The organism is Abyssisolibacter sp. ZYX002 (assembly GCF_056892235.1).
This window is the reverse complement of sequence record NZ_JARMXH010000001.1, coordinates 298,372-318,633: the sequence shown is the minus strand read 5'-3', so window position 1 is coordinate 318,633 and position 20,262 is coordinate 298,372. Positions and strand designations below refer to the sequence as shown.

The following is a 20,262-nucleotide window of genomic DNA, read 5'->3' as shown; positions in this document are numbered from 1 at the left end:
CTTAGTAATTTTTATTCATTTAGTATTTATTCTATTCCTCCAATAATAATAAAGTCTCACATTTTTTTGATTTCAGAATAAGATGAATAAAAAAAGGAGGTATTGTATATGAAATATCAAGAGAATTACTTATGTTCAAAGGAAGAAAGTATTACGCAATTAAAGCAAATCTTTACACAAGTATTGAAAGATTCTTTAGAAATTGAAGGTAATAAGATTGAATTACCTAACGATAAAGATCTAGAAGTAAAAGTAAAATTTGATGAAGATTGCTGTGAATCCAAATTAACAATAAAAATCCAATGGCAAGAAGAATGTTGCTGCGAAGATGAAGATGAAGAAGATGAAGCTGAAGATAAGGATGAATTATAGGTAAATTTTAAAAAAAGGGGCTGTCTATCTGGCAGCCTCAATAACCGTTAATACATAGATTTAAGCGGAGGTTAATATGAATAAAATTATAGAAAAAGAAATATTAGAAATCTTAGAAAACTATGATTTAATAGTAAAATCAATAAAAACAGAATCCTATAAAATAAAAAAAGGTGTCTGGTGGATAAATACTAATAAAGGAACAAAAATACTTAAAATGCACACCTATAATAACGATTTACTAAAGTTTATATTAGATGCTAGCATATATTTATCTAACAATGGAGTTAACATACCTACTGTATTATTAACTAAAAACAATGAACGATTTGTTAAAATTGAAGATCGTTATTATGTTCTATCTCAAGCAATTAATGGCAATAAGTTCAATTATACAAGCAAAGATCAAATTAAGTCCATGGTCACTTCTTTAGCCAATTTTCATAAAGCATCGATTGGATTTAAGGCTAACAATAACCATAGTTACAGGACTCATCTAGGAAGATGGCTATCAAAAAGAACTGCTAAGGCTAATAGACTTAAAAAGTATTATGAAAATATAAATCAAAATAATCCTACTGAATTTGATCTAATTATATTAGATACATTCAAGCACTTTTATAAAAGAACCCTCAGCTCTATAACTGAGATTAATTGCGATAGATATAATAAGTGGACTGAATATGTTGAAAAGAATGGTAGTCTTTGTCATCAAGATTTTGCAGCTGGTAATTTAATTAAAACATCAAAAAATGAAATATTTATAATCGATCTTGACTCCGTCACTATCGATATTCCTGTTAGAGATATTAGAAAGCTATTAAATAAAATAATGAAAAAAAATGGTCAATGGGATATCAATTTAACACATGAAATATTATGTTGGTATAACAATGTAAATGCTCTAGAACATTGGCAATGGGATATTTTAAAATCTACACTACTCTATCCTCATTTGTATATAGGTATAATGAGCAAATATTATGAAAAAAGAGAAACAACATGGCCAGAATCAAAATATATTAGTAAGCTTAAAAACATAATAAATATTGAATATTCTCTAGAGGAAATAATAAACAATTTTCCTTATCCTAAAGGGGGTTAATTCATGCAAACAAAAACAGATTTAATACAACTCGCTAAAATTGTATTATCACAATATAATATAACATCAGATAATATAACAATAATGCAAAACGAAGGCATAAAAACGCTTTGGAAAGTAGTTACAGATGATAGTAAATATTGCCTAAAAAGATTGAAACAACCTCATGAAAAATGCATTTTCACCGTAAATGCACAAATCCATATTTATAATCAAGGGGGTAAAGTCCCTAAAATTTATAAAAACGAAAATAATGAACCAATAACTTACCTAACTGGCGAATCCTTTGTATTATATTCTTTTATCACTAATAAAACACTTAATTTTAAAAATAATCATCATTTAAGTCTTGCATTAAAGGGACTAGCACATTTTCATAAACATTCTTTAGGATATATACCACCAAAAGAATGCAAAATTTCATCCAAAGTTGGACGGATGCCATCTCAATATGTATCAATGCGTAATAGAATGGCAAAATGGAAGTCTATTGCTCTTGCAAACAAAACTTCTACAAACAATACTTATGTAAAGCACGTAGACTCTATCATATGTTTAGCGGATGAAGTTCTCAAACTATTAAATCATTCAAAATATGAACTCCTAACTGATTTTGAAAATCATTGTTTCCCTCTTTGCCATCAAGACTATGGATCTGGTAATGTTTTATGCCATGACAATGATTTTTATGTTATTGATTTAGATGGTGTTACCTACGATTTGCCAACAAGGGATCTGAGAAAAATACTGGGTAAACGAATGTCCAAAAATAGCTCACTTGATAATAACTTTATAAACACTATGCTTGATTGTTATACAAATGTATACCCTTTGTCAGTTGATGAAATTGAGCTATTATTAATAGATATGATGTTTCCTCACTGGTTCTTTGCTGACGTTAAGAATATATTTAAGAAAAACAAAAATGTAGAACCTTCTAAAATAAATAACACAGCTCGTTTCGAGCACAAAAAATTTAATATCTTGCAAGATATGCTTAAAGGAGGTATCCTATGAAACTAGCTTTTATTTGCACAGAAAAATTACCTGTCCCACCTGTAGCTGGTGGAGCTATACAAATCTATATCCAAGGAATATTACCTATTCTTTCAAGTAAATATAATATAACAATTTACTCTTTAGAACATAAATCGTTGCCATCTGACGAAATAATGAACTCTGTTAGATATGTACGTGTGAAAGGCAGGACTAAAGATGAATACATTAACAATATAAAGAAGCACATCAGTACATGTAAATATGATGTTATACATGTGTTCAATAGGCCTCTGTGGGTACTACGTCTTTTAAAATATGCCCCCGAGTCAAAATTTACACTTAGCTTGCACAATTCCATGTTCTTGCCTAAAAAAGTAGACTCTCTTCGCGCAAAAGAAATAATAGAAAAGGTAGAGTTCATCTCTACCGTAAGTAAATTTATCGCTGATGAAGTTGTAAGTTTATATCCTCAAGCTAAGGAAAAAATACACCCAGTCTACTCAGGAGTAATACTTGATCAGTATAAAACTATATGGGATAGTGAAAATCAACATAGAGTAGATATAAGAAAAAAGCTAGATATAGAAGATAAAAAAGTAATATTATATGTTGGAAGGCTTTGTAAAAAGAAAGGTACACATATAATAATGAAATCTCTAAAAAGTATTATGAAACAAAGAAAAGATGTTGCAGCTGTATTTGTAGGTAGTAAATGGTACGGGAGCAATCAAACTGATGATTTCATAAAGAAGATACAACACATATCAACTACATTAGATGGCCCTGTTATCTTTACTGGATTTTTACCGCCAGCAATTATTCCACATTATTATAGTATAGGAGATGTATTTGTATGCGCCTCTCAGTGGGATGAACCTCTTGCTAGAATACATTATGAAGCTATGGCATCTGGCCTGCCTATAATTACCACAAATAGAGGTGGTAACAAAGAAGTAATTAACGATAACAATGGTATATACATTGATGAATATGATAACCCAGATGTATTCTCTGAAAAAATCAATTATCTACTTGATAATCCATCAATAAGAAAAAGTATGGGAATGGAAGGTCGTAAACTTGCCGAAGATGAATATAACCTTAATAGAACTGCTAAAAAGCTTGATGAATTATTTGAATCAGTATATGAAACATCTCTATTTTTATAAGCAAATATTTTATAAATTTGCTTGTAGGTATTGCATTAATCACAAAAATATATATAATAGGATATGTAATCACGAATAATTATATATTTTCGTGTTAACTACTTTAATTAAAGGGGTGTGTATATTGTTAAATATTCCTAATATAATGGATCAAGTAAAGAAGAGAAATCCTGGTGAAAGTGAGTTTCATCAAGCAGTTGAAGAAGTACTAGAAAGTCTAGCTCCAGTATTTGAAAAACATCCAGAATACTTAAAAGCAGGTATTTTAGATAGAATTATTGAGCCAGAAAGACAAATAATGTTTAGAGTTCCTTGGTTAGATGATGAAGGCAATGTAAGAATTAACAGAGGTTTTAGAGTTCAATTCAACAGCGCTATTGGACCATATAAAGGTGGTTTAAGATTTCATCCATCAGTTTACTTAGGTATAATAAAATTCTTAGGATTTGAGCAAGTATTTAAAAACTCTTTAACAGGACTTCCTATTGGTGGTGGAAAAGGAGGATCTGATTTTGATCCTAAAGGAAAATCTGACGATGAAATAATGAAATTCTGCCAAAGCTTCATGACTGAGCTTTATAGACATATCGGAGCAGATTTAGATATTCCTGCTGGAGATATAGGAGTTGGAGCTAGAGAAATCGGGTTCCTATTTGGACAATACAAGAGAATCAAAAATGCATACGAGGCTGGTGTATTAACTGGAAAAGGCTTAACTTATGGTGGATCATTAGCTAGAAAAGAAGCTACTGGATTTGGTTTAGTATATTTCGTGAGAGAAATGTTAGCAGCAAACAATGATTCTTATGAAAATAAGGAAATCGTTATCTCTGGAGCTGGTAACGTTGCTATATACGCTTGCCAAAAAGCTCAAGAATATGGTGCTAAAGTTATAGCAATGTCCGACTCTAAAGGATATATTTATGATAAAGATGGTATAAAACTTGATACTGTTAAACAAATTAAAGAAGTTGAACGTAAGAGAATAAGCGAATACGTAAAGCATCATCCAAATGCAGAATATCATGAAGGACAAAGAAACATATGGACATTAAAATGCGATATAGCTCTTCCATGCGCTACACAAAATGATATAGATATTGAATCTGCAAAAGTATTAATTAATAATGGTGTAAAAGTTGTTGGTGAAGGTGCTAACATGCCATGCACAAACGAAGCTGTTAAAACATTCTTAGAAAACAATGTTCTAGTTGCTCCTGCAAAAGCAGCAAACGCTGGTGGAGTTGCAACATCTGCATTAGAAATGTCTCAAAACAGTATAAGATTATCTTGGAGCTTCGAAGAAGTTAATAATAAACTTAACGACATAATGGTTAATATATTTAAAGCTGCTGACAGCGCATCTAAAGAATATGGAATGCCTGGAAACTATGTAGCTGGAGCTAACATAGCTGGATTCTTAAAAGTAGCAGAAGCTATGATGGCACAAGGGTTAGTTTAGACATTAATTATAACTATATAGTCAAAAAGAAGTATAGTCAATGTACATGACTATACTTCTTTTTTATTACTTCCCAATCTACTTAACAGTGTATACTTTATAGTAACTCATTTATTATTAATTAATGATTATACTTACAGAGAATACCTTTTTTTGCACTTCTTATAAAAATACATTGTCATTATAATACATAAATACTCTGATAATGGCATTGTCATCCAGACACCATTCAGCCCTAATATTTTAGGTAATAAAAGAACAAGAATCATTTTAAATATTAACGATCTGCTAAAAGATATTATCGCAGAGTATTTACCATTATTTATTGATGTAAAAAATGCTGACCCTAGTATATTAAATCCATTTACAAAAAAAGCAAAACTACATATTGTAAAAGCCCTACCTGTCATCATAATTAAATCCAAATTAGTTCTTTCAAATAGATGTATTAAATGATATTTGAAAATATTGCAAATTGTAAAAGATACTAAACTTATACTCCCAATAGTTATTATTGAAATTTTAAGTAATTTTTTTATATTTCCTATCTTTTCCGCCCCAAAATTATAGCTTAACAATGGTTGTATTCCCATAGACAATCCAATAAATATTGATGATAGAAAGAAATTCGCATAAAGAACGATAGATATACTAGATACTCCTATTTTCCCTACTAATTTTAATAGCACTGTATTAAATATAAACGTTGTAATTCCTGTAGACAAACTAGATACCATTTCTGAAGAACCATTTGCTAATGAACTCTTTATAAATTTAGTATCTATCTTAACAAATCTAAATTTTAAACTTGAGTAATTCAAGCAAAAATAAAGCACTCCTATTATACCATTTATGAACGCTCCAAAAATAGTTCCCAATGCAGCTCCTGTCATTCCCATATCAAAAATATACATAAATACATAATTAAAACCTACGTTAGCAACACCTCCAATGATGGTTGCAAACATAGATAGATTAAATTTTCCTTCTAGCCGTAAAAAAACTTCTGTAAAGAACTTAATTACAAATCCTATTGATCCGAGTAAAATAACTGTTAAGTAATCTGTTGCTAACGGCAACAATTCTCCTTTTGCACCTAGAAGCTCAGCTATATCTTCAGCAAAAAATAAACCAATAATTAGATATATAAAAACTAATCCAGCTAAAATATATATCATGTTACTAAAATTTTCATTTGCTTCTTTTATCTTTTTTGCTCCAATATTTATTCCTATAATAGCTGAAGCCCCAATAACTACCATAAATACACTTCCAAAAATAAAGTTCGATGCTGGTAAAGTTATATTTAAACTGGCAAGTGCGCTACTCCCTAATCTATTGGAAATAAATATCCCATCTGTCATAGAATATACCGATATAAAAAGCATTGAAAAAATTGTTGGTAGAACAAACTTAAAGTAACTTTTCACATTTATGTTTTCAAAGTGTTTCTTCATTGTTACACCCTCTCATTATTATATTGACAAATTCCATTATAAACCCTATAGTAGTTATAGAGTCAATATATTTTAAAAAATAAGTGAGAGGTATCAGATGAAACGACTATATAAAATTGGAGAGGTCTCAAATATAAAAAATATAGACATACAAACATTAAGATACTATGATAAAATAGGTCTATTTTCACCAGCAATCATAGATTCAGATACTGGATATAGATACTACACTATAGAGCAATTTGTTGAGATTGATAAGATCAAATTCTATAAAAAAATCGGTTTATCTTTAAATGAAATGATTGAATACAAAAAAGTATCATCACTAGAAAAATCTTTAGATATATTACAAAAACAAAAAGAATACTTTGATATCGAAATAAAAAAGTTACAAGTTATATCTAATAATATTGATAATATTATTGAAGACATAAAAAGAGCTAAAGATGCTTATGAAAAAATAGGGAGTAAAATAGAAATTAGATACTGTGACCCACTTATAGGTATAATAGGTGATTGTGAAGATGTAAAAGATTGGTATCAGTTTGAAAATAAATTACTTGAACTGACTAAGAAATATCCAAATTATTCTGAAATAGGTCACAATTATGGTCTAACTTTCATACATGATGGCAATTTTTTATTAACTTCATATGGTGATAATATAAAAAAAATAATTTTGCCTGTAGATAAAACACTTATAGACAATCCTAATGTCCAAGAATATAAACTTGGAAATTGTATTTGTGTATATTTTATGGGAAATATTCCTGATTTTAATCAAATCTTAGTTCCCTCTTTAAAGCAGTATATTGAATCTAACAATATACAAATACGTGGTGATCTTGTAACAACAACCATTGCAGATTCATTTATTGTTCACAATAGCTCAGAACACATTACGGAAATAAAAATACCTATACTCTAGAGTTTATATTTTACTATTTTTTAATAGGTATTTGAATCTCTGTAAGCCACAAATCTTTATCGTCCTTATTCCAAATACCATCTATATAAGATTCTCTTGGATTTCCAATTACATTGTATCCATTATCATCAATCCATTTATATGCAAACCAATGAGCTTCTCTTAAAGTTTCGTATGACCCACGATGAAGTAAACATAAGGCTTCATCTACTTTTTCAATCACTTTGTACTTAACTAAATTTGAATCGTCACAAAGCTCAACTACAGCCTCACATGTTTCAACATCTATATTCTTTTCTTTATATTCTCCATCGTGATATATATTAAAGCAATATTCTGGCTCTGCGCATACAGCTCCTTTTCTACGCATTTCTAATCCCATCTTTGGTATTATTTCAAAATATTCATCATAACTGCTAGCGATAAAACGCATTGATGCTACATTTACTCTAGGTAAACTTCTTACGACTGGATTGTACTTTATATGCTCATCATTACTTAATATTTTCATGTAATTTTTTATTTGTAGTATCTTCTTTTTATTATCGTTGATTACTTGGTTTAGTTCTTTTTCTTTAAGCTTTAAAAACACTTCCACACTTATAGGTTGGTCAACAATATGCATAATATCTGTTAACGATAATCCCATTTGCTTTAATGTTATTATTTTGTGTAATTTTGGAAGTTGATTACTTGTATAATACCTATATCCAGTCTCATCGTCAATGTATGCTGGCTTTAATAGCCCAATTTTTTCGTAGTATCTAAGTGTTTTTGTAGTTATTCTATTCATTTTTGAAAATAAACCTATTCTATACAATTGCTTTCACCTCTATTCAAAATCGTATCTGAAAAACTTTACAGATACAATCAAACTAATTACACTTACGATAATCAATATAATAATAATTTTATCATATTCTTTCAATGTGTTTCCTAAAGAAATTGTTTTTAACATTTTTATTCCTTGTGTGAGTGGCATAATTTCAGAAAATCGCTGTAACCCTCGCGGCATAATTTCATAAGGTACTGTCGCTCCAGAGAGTAAAAACATTGGAAAATATGCCAGTGTACATAACAAATTTGCGGTTTTTATAGAGTTAGACACACTCGCAATTAAAATACCTATGCTGTAAATCACTATTAGTAAAAATAAATATACTATTATAAACTGAATTATTGATCCTTTCATAGTATAGTCAAATGCAAATCTAGCAATGATATAAACTATAGATGATGATACTACTGCGAAAATAAAATTGTTTAAAAATTGAGCTAATAATAGTAATAATGGAGATGTGGGAGTAACTTGAAACCGTTTTAAAACTTTCTTTTCTCTGTAGTTTGTTACTGTCAATGGAATCCCCATAAGCCCTGTAGCACATATACCAATGGTTACTACTGCACTAAATGATTGTCCTATCTTTATACTGTTACCACTATACAAAACTCCTAGTAACATCATCAACCCTGCAGGCAATAAAACACCAAATAGCATACCTGAGAATTCTCTCATCGATAATATCAGTTCGGTCTTTGTTAAAACTCTTAATCTATTCATAATATCCCTCCTCATTTGTGTAAAACAGATACGCTTCTTCAAGGTTTTCCTTGCCAGATAACTTTAATATTTTAGTAGGCGAACCTTTGATGATTTCTATCCCATTATCTATAATCATTACTCTATCACACAAATATTCAACTTCGTCCATGTAATGTGATGTTAAAAAAATTGTAATACCTCTGTTCTTAAGCTCTTTCAAAGCTCCCCACATTTCCCTTCTAGCTTTTGTATCTAAACCTGTTGTAAGCTCATCTAAAAAAACAATTTTTGGATTATTTATCAATGCTAATATTACTGATAGTTTTTGCTTTTCTCCTCCTGACAATGTAGATACCATTTGTTCCTTTTTATCGACCATCCCAAACTGTCTCAATAGTGCTTTCCAATCACTAGTAGTTTTGTATAACGTTGAAAGCATCATACAAATCTCTTTTACCTTTATTCTATCAGGATAATAACTGGCTTGAAACTGCACTCCTATTTCTTCAAATAGCTTTTTTTTATCTTTCTTTGGATTCATACCTAGAATTTCAACATTTCCACTATCAAATGTTTTTGTACCTAGTGTACATTCTATGGTCGTTGATTTCCCAGCTCCATTTGGTCCTAGTAAACCAAATACCTCTCCTTTATAAAGTTCAATAGTCAGATTGTTTAAAACAGTAACATCACCATATTTTTTTGTTAAGTTATTGATTATTAGTGCTTTATTACTCTCCCTCATACTTTTCACTCCTTTAGGTAAGCTATAATTTATAGCTTACACTTTGCTCTAAGGACAATGTCAAGTAGTTTTATGCATAAAAAAACAGAGACGTAACATCTCCGTTATTTGTCATCAATTTATGATTTTAATTTGTTCAAAAACTCATCAAATTTCTTCTCTGTCATATTATTACCTGCTTTATAATACTTTTTACCCTTAAGTTCATCAGGTAAATATTGTTGCTTAACATAGTTAGTTGGATAACTATGAGGATATAAATACTCTGTACCTCTCCCTAGTTTGCTAGCACCCTTATAGTGTGCATCTTTTAAATGACTTGGTATGTCACCTATCGTCTCTAAGCTGATATCTGCTAACGCTTTATCTATAGCACTTATGGCAGAATTTGATTTTGGTGAACTTGCAAGTAAAATCACTGCTTGTGCTAATTGTATCCTAGCTTCTGGAAAACCAACCTTTAAAGCTGCATCTACACAGTTATTAACTATTGTTATAGCATTTGGATAAGCCAGGCCTATATCTTCACTAGCTATTACTAGTAATCTCCTACATACTGATTTTAAATCTCCTGCTTTTACTAGTCTAGCTAAATAGTGTAATGATGCATCTACATCACTACCTCTTATAGATTTTTGAAAAGCACTTAATGTATCGTAATGACTATCACCAAACTTATCAAAGCTAAATCCTGTTGTCTGTGTACATTCTTTTGCTATATCTAAATCAATCTTAAAATTTTTTTCTTTGAGGTTTGAATATATAGCTATCTCTAAGTCATTTAGTGCCCTTCTCATATCTCCATTTGATATATTTGCTATATACTCTATTGCTTCATCGTCGTATCTTATTTCTCTATCTAATCTATTTGATACAACATTCACAGCCCTTATCAATCCTTTATACACATCATTTTTACCAATTTTCTTAAACTCAAATATGGTTGATCTACTTAGTATAGCATGAAATATAGTGAAAAAAGGATTTTCTGTTGTACTTGATATCAGTGTTATCTCTCCACTTTCAATGTATTTGAGCAGAGATTGTTGTTGCTTTTTATTAAAATTCTGAATCTCATCTAAGTAAAGTAGCACCCCATTATTTGTCATAAGCGTACCTAAGTCACCTATAATATTTTTTATATCTTTTAGTGAAGCATCTGTTGCGTTAAGCTTATAGAGCTTTTTATCTGTAGCTTTTGCAATAATGTTTGCAACAGTAGTTTTCCCCGTCCCTGGTGGACCATAAAATATCATATTTGAAATATGATTTGAATTAATAATCTTATTTAATAACTTGCCCTTACCTAATATATGCTGTTGACCCACTACATCTTCTAAGGTAGTTGGTCTAACTACATCCGCCAATGGTTTCATACACATCATCCTATTATTTATAATATCAATTTTTTCATAATATTTATTACCTTATCTATATCTTCTTTACTCACATAATAATGAGTTACAAATCTATACTCTCCGTTGTCTATACCGTTTACTTTTATATCATTTTTATGTAAGCCTTCTACCAAGTCTTTCTCACTTATAAGTGAATCAGGAATCTTAAAGAATACCATATTTATGTCTGTTCTATCCTTCTGTACCTTTATACCATCTATTTTAGACAGCTCACTTACTAAATATTTTGCATTATCATGACTTCCTTTAAGTGTTGGTAGTATTTCCTTAAGCCCTACTATTCCTGCAGCAGCCAAAACCCCAACTTGTCTTAGGCCACCGCCCATTAATTTTCTATTTTTTCTGGCTTTATCTATAAACTTTTTATTACCCACTAACATAGATCCTATAGGCGCACATAATCCTTTGGATAAACAAAACATCACACTATCTGAATATTTTGCGATTTCACTAGCATCTACCTCTAAAGCAACGGCTGCATTGAATATCCTAGCCCCATCCAAATGAACAGGAATATTTCTTTCTCTAGCTATATTATATATATCTCTCATATTTTCTAGAGGTACTACTGCACCTGTTGAGTGAGCATTTTCTAAACATATCAAACCTGTGTCAGGAAAATGAATATCTTCCTCTCTTATTGCCTTTTTCACTTTAGCAGGATCCATCATACCATTTTCACCTTGCATAATCCTAAGCTGTACATTCGCTATTACAGCTGATGCCCCTACTTCATGAGCAAATATATGGCTTTCTTCATGTAGTATTACTTCATCGCCTCTTTTAGTATGTGTAAAAACAGCCAATTGATTACCAAATGTTCCACTAGGCACAAATAAAGCTGACTCTTTACCTAACATTTTAGCTGATAATTCTTCTAGTTGCTTAACCGTAGGGTCATCTTCATATACATCATCTCCTACTATAGCATTCATCATTGCCTTTCTCATATTTTTTGTTGGTTGGGTTACCGTATCACTTCTCAAATCTACAATTTTCATAAAATTCCCCCTACAATCTTGTCTGCATAATTAACATTAATTCTATATTATATTTTATCATGATTTTATAGCTGAATAAATATAATAATTGTTTTAAACCTTAAAATAGACCTTGACCCAAAATACAAAACTTCATATTTATATAAAATAAAGGCTACTTACACAAATACATATAGATATTTTATGTTAAGCAACCTTTATTTCAATATTTTAATTTTTTACTATTATAAGATTTCTTAGTTGTGACTAATCCAATATCTATCTTTTGCATTTCCAAAACTTGCTTTACATTTACATAAACTAAAACTAAAATTTACTCAACTCTGCTAAAAATGCTTTAGTTTTTACTCCCACTCACTGTCTTTCTAAATATTGAGATAATATAGTGCGATTTGAACTAAATATGATCACTTATGTTTCTTTCAGATGTAAAAATAGATTCTGTAATACATGCAAATCACCTTATGTTAATGTACGAGCGATTCATTGTTGTTCAACTTGAAGAAGAATATATTTTTAATGTTATTGATAAATCAAAAAAATTCAGCCTCTTTACCTTTACCAATCTTGTGATAGCACTATGGCATTTATACTAAACCTCTAGGTGTAAAATATCAATATAGCAAATAAGTTCAACTGCTTCTATAGGTTTGTTTTGTCATGCTATTTGGGTATAACGATTTTTTTGCCTTCCATCAATAAAGTTGAACTTTTCTATTAAATAAAAAAAGAGCATTGCACTAACAAACAAACTTTAGCTAGTGCAACAGCTCTGCTTTATCTAACATATATCCCAATTGCTTTGTCGAATGAAACAGATAATTCTGGCGTTTCACATATACAATTACAATTAGATTTATGACTAAACAAAGTTTCTAAATTAACTTTTTTAGTTAGTTTTTTCATCTTGCTACCTCCTTTTTTTTGGTTATTGTATATAATTCTATTTTATTTTATATATTCCTTCTAATTATGAAATAATTTGTTATTTTTTTGTTTTTATACTACTCTGTACTCTCTTCTTTTTCTCCTAGTTACCTTTTTTTGGTATTATGTAATATAGTCAAAAGATTTTATTTTTCTCAAGTTTTAGTTATTCCTAAACCTAAAGTGTTACATTTCATCAGGTTGACTATAAAAGTTGCCTTAAACCGATGGATTTAACTCCATTAAAAACTTTAATACAAGATATTTAATCCTAGATAAGCTGCAAAATACTATCTAGTATTTTCTCTAATATTAAATTATTATGTTATAAAATCATAAAAAAGGGGCTTAACCCCTTTTTAATTTCTTTAATTAATATCTTTGTGTATACATTCTGTCACGTGAATCATGTAATCCGCCCATCAAGCAAATGCAGTTACACATCATTTTAGGACTGCTTATTGCTTCAAAGTTAGCTTTCTTAGCTAGTTTTTTCATATTGTATCCTCCTTTGTAATATATTGTTTTGCATTATATGTGTATTATTCTATTTTTTTATTTAAATTCCTTTATTTTGAAATGAAATTTTGCGTTTATTTAAATAATTATACGGAAGATGCAGTATGATTAAAACTTCCTTTCTCGTGATACATATGACCGAAGTAGTATATATTTCAATTTTTTCATATAGAATTACTATAATAAAAAGAGGATATCTAATAAGATACCCCCTTTGTAATCCTAATTAATATACTAACCCATTATTTCTACAGCTTCTAAATAGCCTGGACATCTACAATTACTATTAGCTGTAACTGTTAGACTTAAAGTTTGCTTTTTCTTTAATTTTTTCATGTTTTCCACCCCCATTTATGTCATAATATTATATTTCTACATATTTATTTAATTTCCTTCTTTTTTTTGATATTATATATATTTTTTTATATTATATTATTTTTTTCATTATATTCTTTATATGACCATTGCAATTACTAATGTTTGGTAAAATTATTATTTGTATTGACTTTATAAACTATCAGCAGTACTATAAAATTAATTCCAAAACCACATAATTAAAATTTTAGACATTATAAGAGAGGTGTTAAAAATGAAAAACAGTTTTAAGATTTTCTTATCATTACTTCTTTGTTTCGTAGTTTTTGGTACAAGCTCAATAACACATGCAAGTGATACATCATCTACAGCACCTAAAGTAATAACGGACAATGAGTACGCACAATTACAATCATCTTATAACAAACTTATTGATCATGCTAATGCAAACGATATTCCTCTTGGTTTAACTTTTGATATATTTACCAGGGAATATTTGGTTACTGGGTATGATAGTGTAAATGAATACACTAATGTATATTATAATATGTTAAAGGAAGTACCTAAAAATACAGAAGTTCATACCGATTCTGTTATTTTAACTTCTAAAGGTAACCCTTTTTCATGGCATTATAATACAGGAACATCATTGCCTAGAAAAGCTAACTATAGTAAATATAATTTACTAAATGTTTGTCAGCCTGGCGATGTTATATATGAAGCAAATGGAGGTTTTGGAATAACTGGACATATTGCAATAGTAGAAGGAAAGTTTTATGACGCAACCCAAAATCAGTACTATATCAGAGTAATAGAAGCAAATCAACACGGAGTATGTAGAGGTGTACTAGATGATGATAGAGTTGATACTCAAAGAGACTACATCTATAGAGTTACTTCTGCAACAGCTGAAAATAAAAACAATGCAGTTGAATTTTGTAAAAGTCAATTTGGTAAACCATACATTCTAGACTTTGCTAAACATACTAGCGCGGATACAAAGAGTTGGTATTGTTCTGAATTAGTGTGGGCTGCTTACATGAGAGAAGGTATTAATATTGAAACACAATATTGGTTAAATGAACCAGGAGTATCTCCAAGGGATATATCTAGAAGTGATAAAGTAACACTAATAAATATAAATAAATGATGAGAATAAAGGGGCTATCTACATTCTAATGTGTGATATGCCCCCGTTATCTTTATTGATTATATATTTTAACTTTTATATTAATACTTTATCTACATATTCAGATGTAGAGCTTCTTAATATTCCTGTATAAGTTAGCTTAAATGAGATCACATCACCTACTTTATAGTCCTTACACTTTGTTACATCTAGCAGTAAATGATCACCACTTCCACCTATTATACTTATATCTTTATCTAAAGGGATGATATCCTCTAAGCTTATATCCTGTCTTCCTATTGCACATATAGCTCTTTTTATTATGCCTTTATCCTCAAACTCTGGTTTATTTCCAAACGCATCCATCCCTATTTCTCCAATAGGTACTGATGGTTTTTCTTGTAGCTCTATTAATTCAGCCTTCATTATAAAGCAATCATCATACATATTTTCTATTTGATTACCAAAGGCTGTTTCTCTACCAAGTGCTAAAGCTTCTCCTAGTCTTAGCATATTTATATCACTTGGCATATTTCCTTCTTGCAATAAATAAATATTACTCGAATTACCACCAGATATAATTTCTAAATCATAGCCTATCATATCTTCAATTTTCTTCTTATAATATGATAGCTTTGACAAATTATCGTACTTTGGTATTACTCCACCATAGCACGTAAGATTAGTGCCTATACCTATTAATTTGACTCCATCTAGTTTCTTAATATTATTAACGAATTCATCAACTTTTTCTTCGTTAAACAAACCTTCTCTTAAATCTCCTAAATCAAGCATTAGTATTACTCCGTGAATTTTCCCAAGTTCTAAAGCAGCTTTGGACAATAGTTTTACTGTTTCTATCTCTGAATTTAAAGATATATCTGCATATTTAACTATTTCATTTACTCTACTTTGCATAGGAAGCCTTAAAAGAATCTTTTTTAAATCAATATGTTGCAATTGCTTTAAGTTGTTAATCCTTGAATCTGCTAAATACTTTATGCCACAACTTACAATCGCTTCTACTACTTCTTTATTGGCACAAAAAACCTTTGTAACTGCAGCTATATCTACATTATTTTTATTACACATATCAATGAGTACTTTTGTATTGTGTTTTATTTTGTTTAAGTCCATTTCTATACATGGATAACTCATTTAGAAACCTCCTTATGGTAAAGTGTCGCCTATATTTTATGGCGACACTTCAAATTTATGATTCGTTAAAATTGAGACTTTTTTTCAGAAGCTTTACACTTGACTCTGGGTACTTTTTAGAAAGTACACCCATAGACGCCATTATATAATATTCATCTTTGTATATCTTAGCCTCTTTCTTAGGAAATAGCTCATTACCCTTTGAGTCTTTTATTATCATAGCCATAATCTCTTTACTTTTTTCTAACCTAGTCAATGCTCCGCCAGTTCCAATTATATATTTAACATTTGTTAAATCTTTTCCTTCCGCTAGCGTACATTTTCCTGAAGGCCCAAACAAATCTCTAAGCTTTCCTGCATGTCTTTGCACAGCAGTAATTACAGCTTCTTTTGTAAGTTCCTCAACAAATCTTTTTTCTATATCAGTTTTAGGAATAGGCCTGTGATTTTCTATAATACCACTCAATTCTTCCTGTGATATCTGCATCCTCTTTGCTAGTTCATCTGTACCTATCAAATCCACAATATTTCTCATATTTACATAAACACCTAAATCTCCTTCAACTGTTCTTTTTGAAACAGGCTCGGGACTTATAAGTATTCTGCTTATTTCCTCACTGCCCTCTGTCACAGAGTGTACATCAGTCGTAGCACCTCCAACATCTATAGTTAACAAATCATCTATATCCTCTTTGAGAACTTTGGATGCTAATAGCACTGCTCCTGGTGTTGGTATGATAGGTCCATCTACCATATCTCTAACCTTACTCATCCCAGGCGCATTTGTTATATGCTCTTCAAATACGTCTTGTATGACTTTTCTTGTAGGTTCTATATTTAGTTGATCTATTTTAGGATAAACATTTTCAACTACGTATAGTTTGTTCCTAGAGTCCGCAAATATCTCTTCTATTTCTTCTTTGTTTTCAATGTTACCTGCATAAATTAACGGTATATCTAAGTCTAACTCTCTTATTAGCTCTGCATTGTAAATAGCCGTATCTCTCTCACCATAGTCTACTCCACCTGCAAGCAATATAATATTGGGCTCCATCTCTTTAATCTTTTTAATATCTGTTCTTCTTAGTCTTCCAGCTGTTATTAGATGTATATTTGCTCCAGCCCCTAGAGCAGCTTCTTTAGCTGCTCTAACTGTCATATCATATACTAATCCATGAACTGTCATTTTAAGTCCACCAGCCGCACTACTAGTTGCAAACATCTCACTATACTCTAAATCACTGGTTCCAAGATTTTCTTTGAGATTGTCTATAGCACCCTTTAACCCTATATTTACATCTCCTTGCATAACTGTAGTAGGTGATTGTCCTTGACCTAAAAACTGAATTTCACTACCTTCTTTTACTCCATTAAAAGCATTAACTACCGTAGTGGTACTACCGATTTCAGCGATCAAAACATCTATTTTCATTATTCCGCCTTCATTTCTCTTCTTTTTTTAACTAAGAATGTCGCAACATCTACACCTTTTGATCCTCTACCAAAACCAGCATCTATACCTTGCTTAACAGCCATTTCTGGAGTAACTTGTGTTCCACCGGCAGCTATCATGATTTTCTCTCTGATACCTTTTTCTATGCAAAGCTCATTGATTCTTTTCATATTTTTGTAATGGATATCATCGTGACTAATTATAGTTGAAGCTAATATGGCATCTGCATTTAGCTCTATAGCAGCATCCACTAATTTCTCAACAGGCACTGACGTTCCAAGGTAGTGACACTCTATTCCATATTTCTCTATTCCACCATGTTTAATATCTATTATCTCTCTTAAACCAACTGAATGCTCATCTTCACCAACTGTTCCTGCAACTATCTTCATTGGTTTATCTTTTACATCTGCTCTGATCTCATCATCAGTCATAACTATTGGCTTAGGAGGTATTACTAAATCATTGATATCTATTGTAAAAGGAACTTTTCCTTTCATCTCTATTCTCGTACCTTCTGATGTTTGCATTATTTCCTTATGGATAACCTCTACTTCTTCAAGGTTCATTTTCTTACCAAACTCAAGTGCTGCAAATTCAGCAGTTCTTTCATCTGTAGGTAACATCATAGTTATCAATATAGTACCATCGCCTTGCCATTCCATTTCTGGCTTAAGAAGTGAACTCTCTCTTAGATGCTTATTTTCCTGCATTCTCTTATATACATTGTCACTCTCATCAAGTTCATCAATGTATATTATCTTATCTCTATCTTCAAATGAACACCCATCTATCAATGATGCTGGATTGCTTGTAGCGTTTTCATCATATTGAGCAACATTGTTGTATCCATATAGAGCAGTTACTGGAGCCATGTAATCTTCATCTCTATCATAAACTGTACCTACTCCAACTCCACCGTTTATTTTTCTAGCTATTCCATCTCCATTTCTTTCTGGATAGTAGCCTGAATCTACAAAGAAGCCTTGCTCAACAGCATTAAAATATCCACCTATTTCTAGTATTTCTTCCATGAATAATACTGCTCTTTCTTTAAGTTCTCTAACTTTATCAGCTAAAAATCCTTCTTCTCTTTTCAGTTCTAGCATATCCATTAATCCATCCATACCTACTAGAGCCTGTTTAGCAGTATCTGTTCCTTCTATGTTAAATATATGCCATGGAACATTTCTGCCTTCATCAGGTGTGATAGTAGACTGTATCTCTGCTCTTGTAAGTTTAGATATCAATAGATTTAGCGTATGTGTTACTGTCGCCTCTCTAGTCGATGAACCCATATATTTAGTGTTTTGTTGAGCTCTCATCTTGTACTCTCTAAACATCTCACGAAGTGCTACTGCATAAGGTAAATCAAGCTTCATACATGGTGCAGGTGGTGCTGTAGGAGGTACAGTAGATAAGCATATATTTTCTTTTTTCATACCTGCTTTTACTGAGAATATTGAGTTTATAGCATGTTGTACCATAAGCTCAGGCATAACTTTCCATGCTTCTCTAGCTGTAGCATTTGCATTATGTGCTCCATCTATCTGAGCAATGTCAGCCCATGCCATAACTTTCTTAGCATTTGCTGCATCAACAAATGATCTAATCATATTTACATTCCTATAAAGAACGTTATACTGTGGATCTTGATGTGCTCCGTTTACACCTTCTTCTGCAAACATTACAGCAACCTCAGGACCTGCAACACCACTTACATATGAATGATAGTTTATAGGACGACCTACTTCTTCTTCTATCATATCTAGTGCTTTTCTCTGTGCTCTTACTTGCTTTCTTGTAACAGGTATACCACCTATACCTTGTGGTGAGCCTTCTATTAATCCATCAAAGTGACTCTGCCCAGCAGTTCTGATAACCATTATATGATCAGCTCCATGCCATGCAGCCATTCTCATTCTTCTGATATCATCTTCAAATCTACCAGATGCAATCTCTGTAGTTATTACACTAGTTGGTTGTGGGTCTATGTTATCAAAAAAGTGTGCTGCTGGTAATGGCTCGCTTTGCTCTAATCCCTTACTACAATCTGAATATTCAAATTTCCCTATTTGTGCTTTTCCTAGTGGCTCTCTCCAATGCCAACCTCTTCTCTTTGGAGCGTATTTATCTAAATCTTTTAATATATTCTCTATATTAAGCTTTTCATTTGGTTTTAATTTCATTATTTCGCACCTCCGTCAAAAGCTTTCTCTACTGTCTCCCAAAGTTCATCTTTCATTAATCTAAGCCCTGCGTCTCTGACACTTAAATTATTTAATTTAGCCGCCTTATATATTACATGACCTGCACCTTTACCCATTAATCCTTTATCTATAACTTTGTTAACTAATTCTTTAGCTTCTATACTAGAAAAACCCATTCTAAGTAATATTGATCTTTCTATTGATGGAGAAGTACTCTTTTCAGCTAATTCTATTATAGGATCAATTATTTGCTCTGCTAATTTCCAAAATCGTTCTTCTAATTGAGCCTCTGTTAAATCTTTTAGATGTGCTCTTCTCGTTTGAAAATCGTCTGCTCTACTCATTAAGTCAT

19 protein-coding genes are annotated in these 20,262 nt (G+C 30.9%); 7 read left to right on the top strand and 12 right to left on the bottom strand.

What is annotated here, in order from left to right; all coding sequences use genetic code 11:
• The first annotated feature begins 108 nt into the window (after positions 1-108).
• The 5 genes from P3X86_RS01470 (at position 109) to gdhA (ending at position 5,107) form a co-directional block, all read left to right on the top strand.
• Positions 109-372: a hypothetical protein gene (locus tag P3X86_RS01470; RefSeq protein ID WP_483290848.1), complete on the top strand. Its 264-nt coding sequence runs from the start codon at positions 109-111 to the stop codon at positions 370-372.
• Positions 373-448: 76 nt separating this feature from the next.
• On the top strand, positions 449-1,477 hold the full coding sequence (locus P3X86_RS01465; protein WP_483290847.1) for a CotS family spore coat protein: 1,029 nt from the start codon (positions 449-451) through the stop codon (positions 1,475-1,477).
• Between the two features lie 3 nt (positions 1,478-1,480).
• Positions 1,481-2,494 carry a CotS family spore coat protein gene (locus P3X86_RS01460; protein WP_483290846.1) on the top strand — a complete coding sequence of 338 codons (1,014 nt, stop codon included), beginning with the start codon at positions 1,481-1,483 and terminating at the stop codon, positions 2,492-2,494.
• Positions 2,491-3,645 carry a glycosyltransferase family 4 protein gene (locus P3X86_RS01455; RefSeq protein ID WP_483290845.1) on the top strand — a complete coding sequence of 385 codons (1,155 nt, stop codon included), beginning with the start codon at positions 2,491-2,493 and terminating at the stop codon, positions 3,643-3,645. The genes P3X86_RS01460 and P3X86_RS01455 overlap by 4 nt, the downstream gene beginning before the upstream one ends.
• Before the next feature lie 145 nt (positions 3,646-3,790).
• Positions 3,791-5,107, top strand: a complete 1,317-nt coding sequence (gene gdhA, locus P3X86_RS01450) for an NADP-specific glutamate dehydrogenase (RefSeq protein WP_483291723.1) — start codon at positions 3,791-3,793, stop codon at positions 5,105-5,107.
• A gap of 134 nt (positions 5,108-5,241) precedes the next feature.
• Here gdhA and P3X86_RS01445 read toward each other — a convergent pair whose 3' ends face one another.
• Positions 5,242-6,564: an MATE family efflux transporter gene (locus tag P3X86_RS01445; RefSeq protein WP_483290844.1), complete on the bottom strand. Its 1,323-nt coding sequence runs from the start codon at positions 6,562-6,564 to the stop codon at positions 5,242-5,244.
• 97 nt (positions 6,565-6,661) lie between these two features.
• On the opposite strand from P3X86_RS01445, the gene P3X86_RS01440 reads away from it, so the two are divergent.
• Positions 6,662-7,492: a MerR family transcriptional regulator gene (locus P3X86_RS01440; RefSeq protein ID WP_483290843.1), complete on the top strand. Its 831-nt coding sequence runs from the start codon at positions 6,662-6,664 to the stop codon at positions 7,490-7,492.
• A 13-nt stretch (positions 7,493-7,505) separates the two neighbouring features.
• Here P3X86_RS01440 and P3X86_RS01435 read toward each other — a convergent pair whose 3' ends face one another.
• The 7 genes from P3X86_RS01435 to P3X86_RS01405 all read right to left on the bottom strand — a co-directional run bounded on the left by P3X86_RS01435 (position 7,506) and on the right by P3X86_RS01405 (position 13,624).
• On the bottom strand, positions 7,506-8,312 hold the full coding sequence (locus tag P3X86_RS01435) for a MerR family transcriptional regulator (RefSeq protein WP_483290842.1): 807 nt from the start codon (positions 8,310-8,312) through the stop codon (positions 7,506-7,508).
• Positions 8,313-8,324: 12 nt separating this feature from the next.
• Positions 8,325-9,053 (bottom strand): ABC transporter permease, encoded by a 729-nt coding sequence (locus P3X86_RS01430; RefSeq protein WP_483290841.1) that lies wholly within the window; start codon positions 9,051-9,053, stop codon positions 8,325-8,327.
• Positions 9,046-9,780 (bottom strand): ABC transporter ATP-binding protein, encoded by a 735-nt coding sequence (locus P3X86_RS01425; protein ID WP_483290840.1) that lies wholly within the window; start codon positions 9,778-9,780, stop codon positions 9,046-9,048. Before P3X86_RS01425 ends, P3X86_RS01430 begins: the two co-directional genes overlap by 8 nt.
• Before the next feature lie 119 nt (positions 9,781-9,899).
• Positions 9,900-11,156 (bottom strand): replication-associated recombination protein A, encoded by a 1,257-nt coding sequence (locus tag P3X86_RS01420; protein WP_483290839.1) that lies wholly within the window; start codon positions 11,154-11,156, stop codon positions 9,900-9,902.
• A gap of 17 nt (positions 11,157-11,173) precedes the next feature.
• Positions 11,174-12,199 carry a low-specificity L-threonine aldolase gene (gene ltaE / locus P3X86_RS01415; RefSeq protein WP_483290838.1) on the bottom strand — a complete coding sequence of 342 codons (1,026 nt, stop codon included), beginning with the start codon at positions 12,197-12,199 and terminating at the stop codon, positions 11,174-11,176.
• A gap of 777 nt (positions 12,200-12,976) precedes the next feature.
• Positions 12,977-13,105, bottom strand: a complete 129-nt coding sequence (locus P3X86_RS01410) for a hypothetical protein (protein ID WP_483290837.1) — start codon at positions 13,103-13,105, stop codon at positions 12,977-12,979.
• A gap of 393 nt (positions 13,106-13,498) precedes the next feature.
• Positions 13,499-13,624: a hypothetical protein gene (locus tag P3X86_RS01405; protein ID WP_483290836.1), complete on the bottom strand. Its 126-nt coding sequence runs from the start codon at positions 13,622-13,624 to the stop codon at positions 13,499-13,501.
• 610 nt (positions 13,625-14,234) lie between these two features.
• Here P3X86_RS01405 and P3X86_RS01400 point away from each other — a divergent pair.
• Complete coding sequence (locus P3X86_RS01400; RefSeq protein ID WP_483290835.1) at positions 14,235-15,110, top strand: YiiX/YebB-like N1pC/P60 family cysteine hydrolase; 876 nt, start codon at positions 14,235-14,237, stop codon at positions 15,108-15,110.
• Positions 15,111-15,185: 75 nt separating this feature from the next.
• On the opposite strand, the gene orr is transcribed toward P3X86_RS01400, so the two are convergent.
• The 4 genes from orr to P3X86_RS01380 are packed head-to-tail and all read right to left on the bottom strand — an operon-like array spanning position 15,186 to position 20,254.
• The gene (gene orr / locus P3X86_RS01395; RefSeq protein ID WP_483290834.1) at positions 15,186-16,247 is read right to left on the bottom strand and encodes an ornithine racemase Orr; all 1,062 of its coding nucleotides are present in this window, start codon (positions 16,245-16,247) and stop codon (positions 15,186-15,188) included.
• 55 nt (positions 16,248-16,302) lie between these two features.
• Complete coding sequence (locus tag P3X86_RS01390; protein ID WP_483290833.1) at positions 16,303-17,679, bottom strand: GlmL-related ornithine degradation protein; 1,377 nt, start codon at positions 17,677-17,679, stop codon at positions 16,303-16,305.
• Positions 17,679-19,889 (bottom strand): D-ornithine 4,5-aminomutase subunit OraE, encoded by a 2,211-nt coding sequence (gene oraE / locus P3X86_RS01385; RefSeq protein WP_483290832.1) that lies wholly within the window; start codon positions 19,887-19,889, stop codon positions 17,679-17,681. The genes P3X86_RS01390 and oraE overlap by 1 nt, the downstream gene beginning before the upstream one ends.
• Positions 19,889-20,254 carry an ornithine aminomutase subunit alpha gene (locus P3X86_RS01380; RefSeq protein ID WP_483290831.1) on the bottom strand — a complete coding sequence of 122 codons (366 nt, stop codon included), beginning with the start codon at positions 20,252-20,254 and terminating at the stop codon, positions 19,889-19,891. Before P3X86_RS01380 ends, oraE begins: the two co-directional genes overlap by 1 nt.
• Positions 20,255-20,262: the final 8 nt, after the last annotated feature.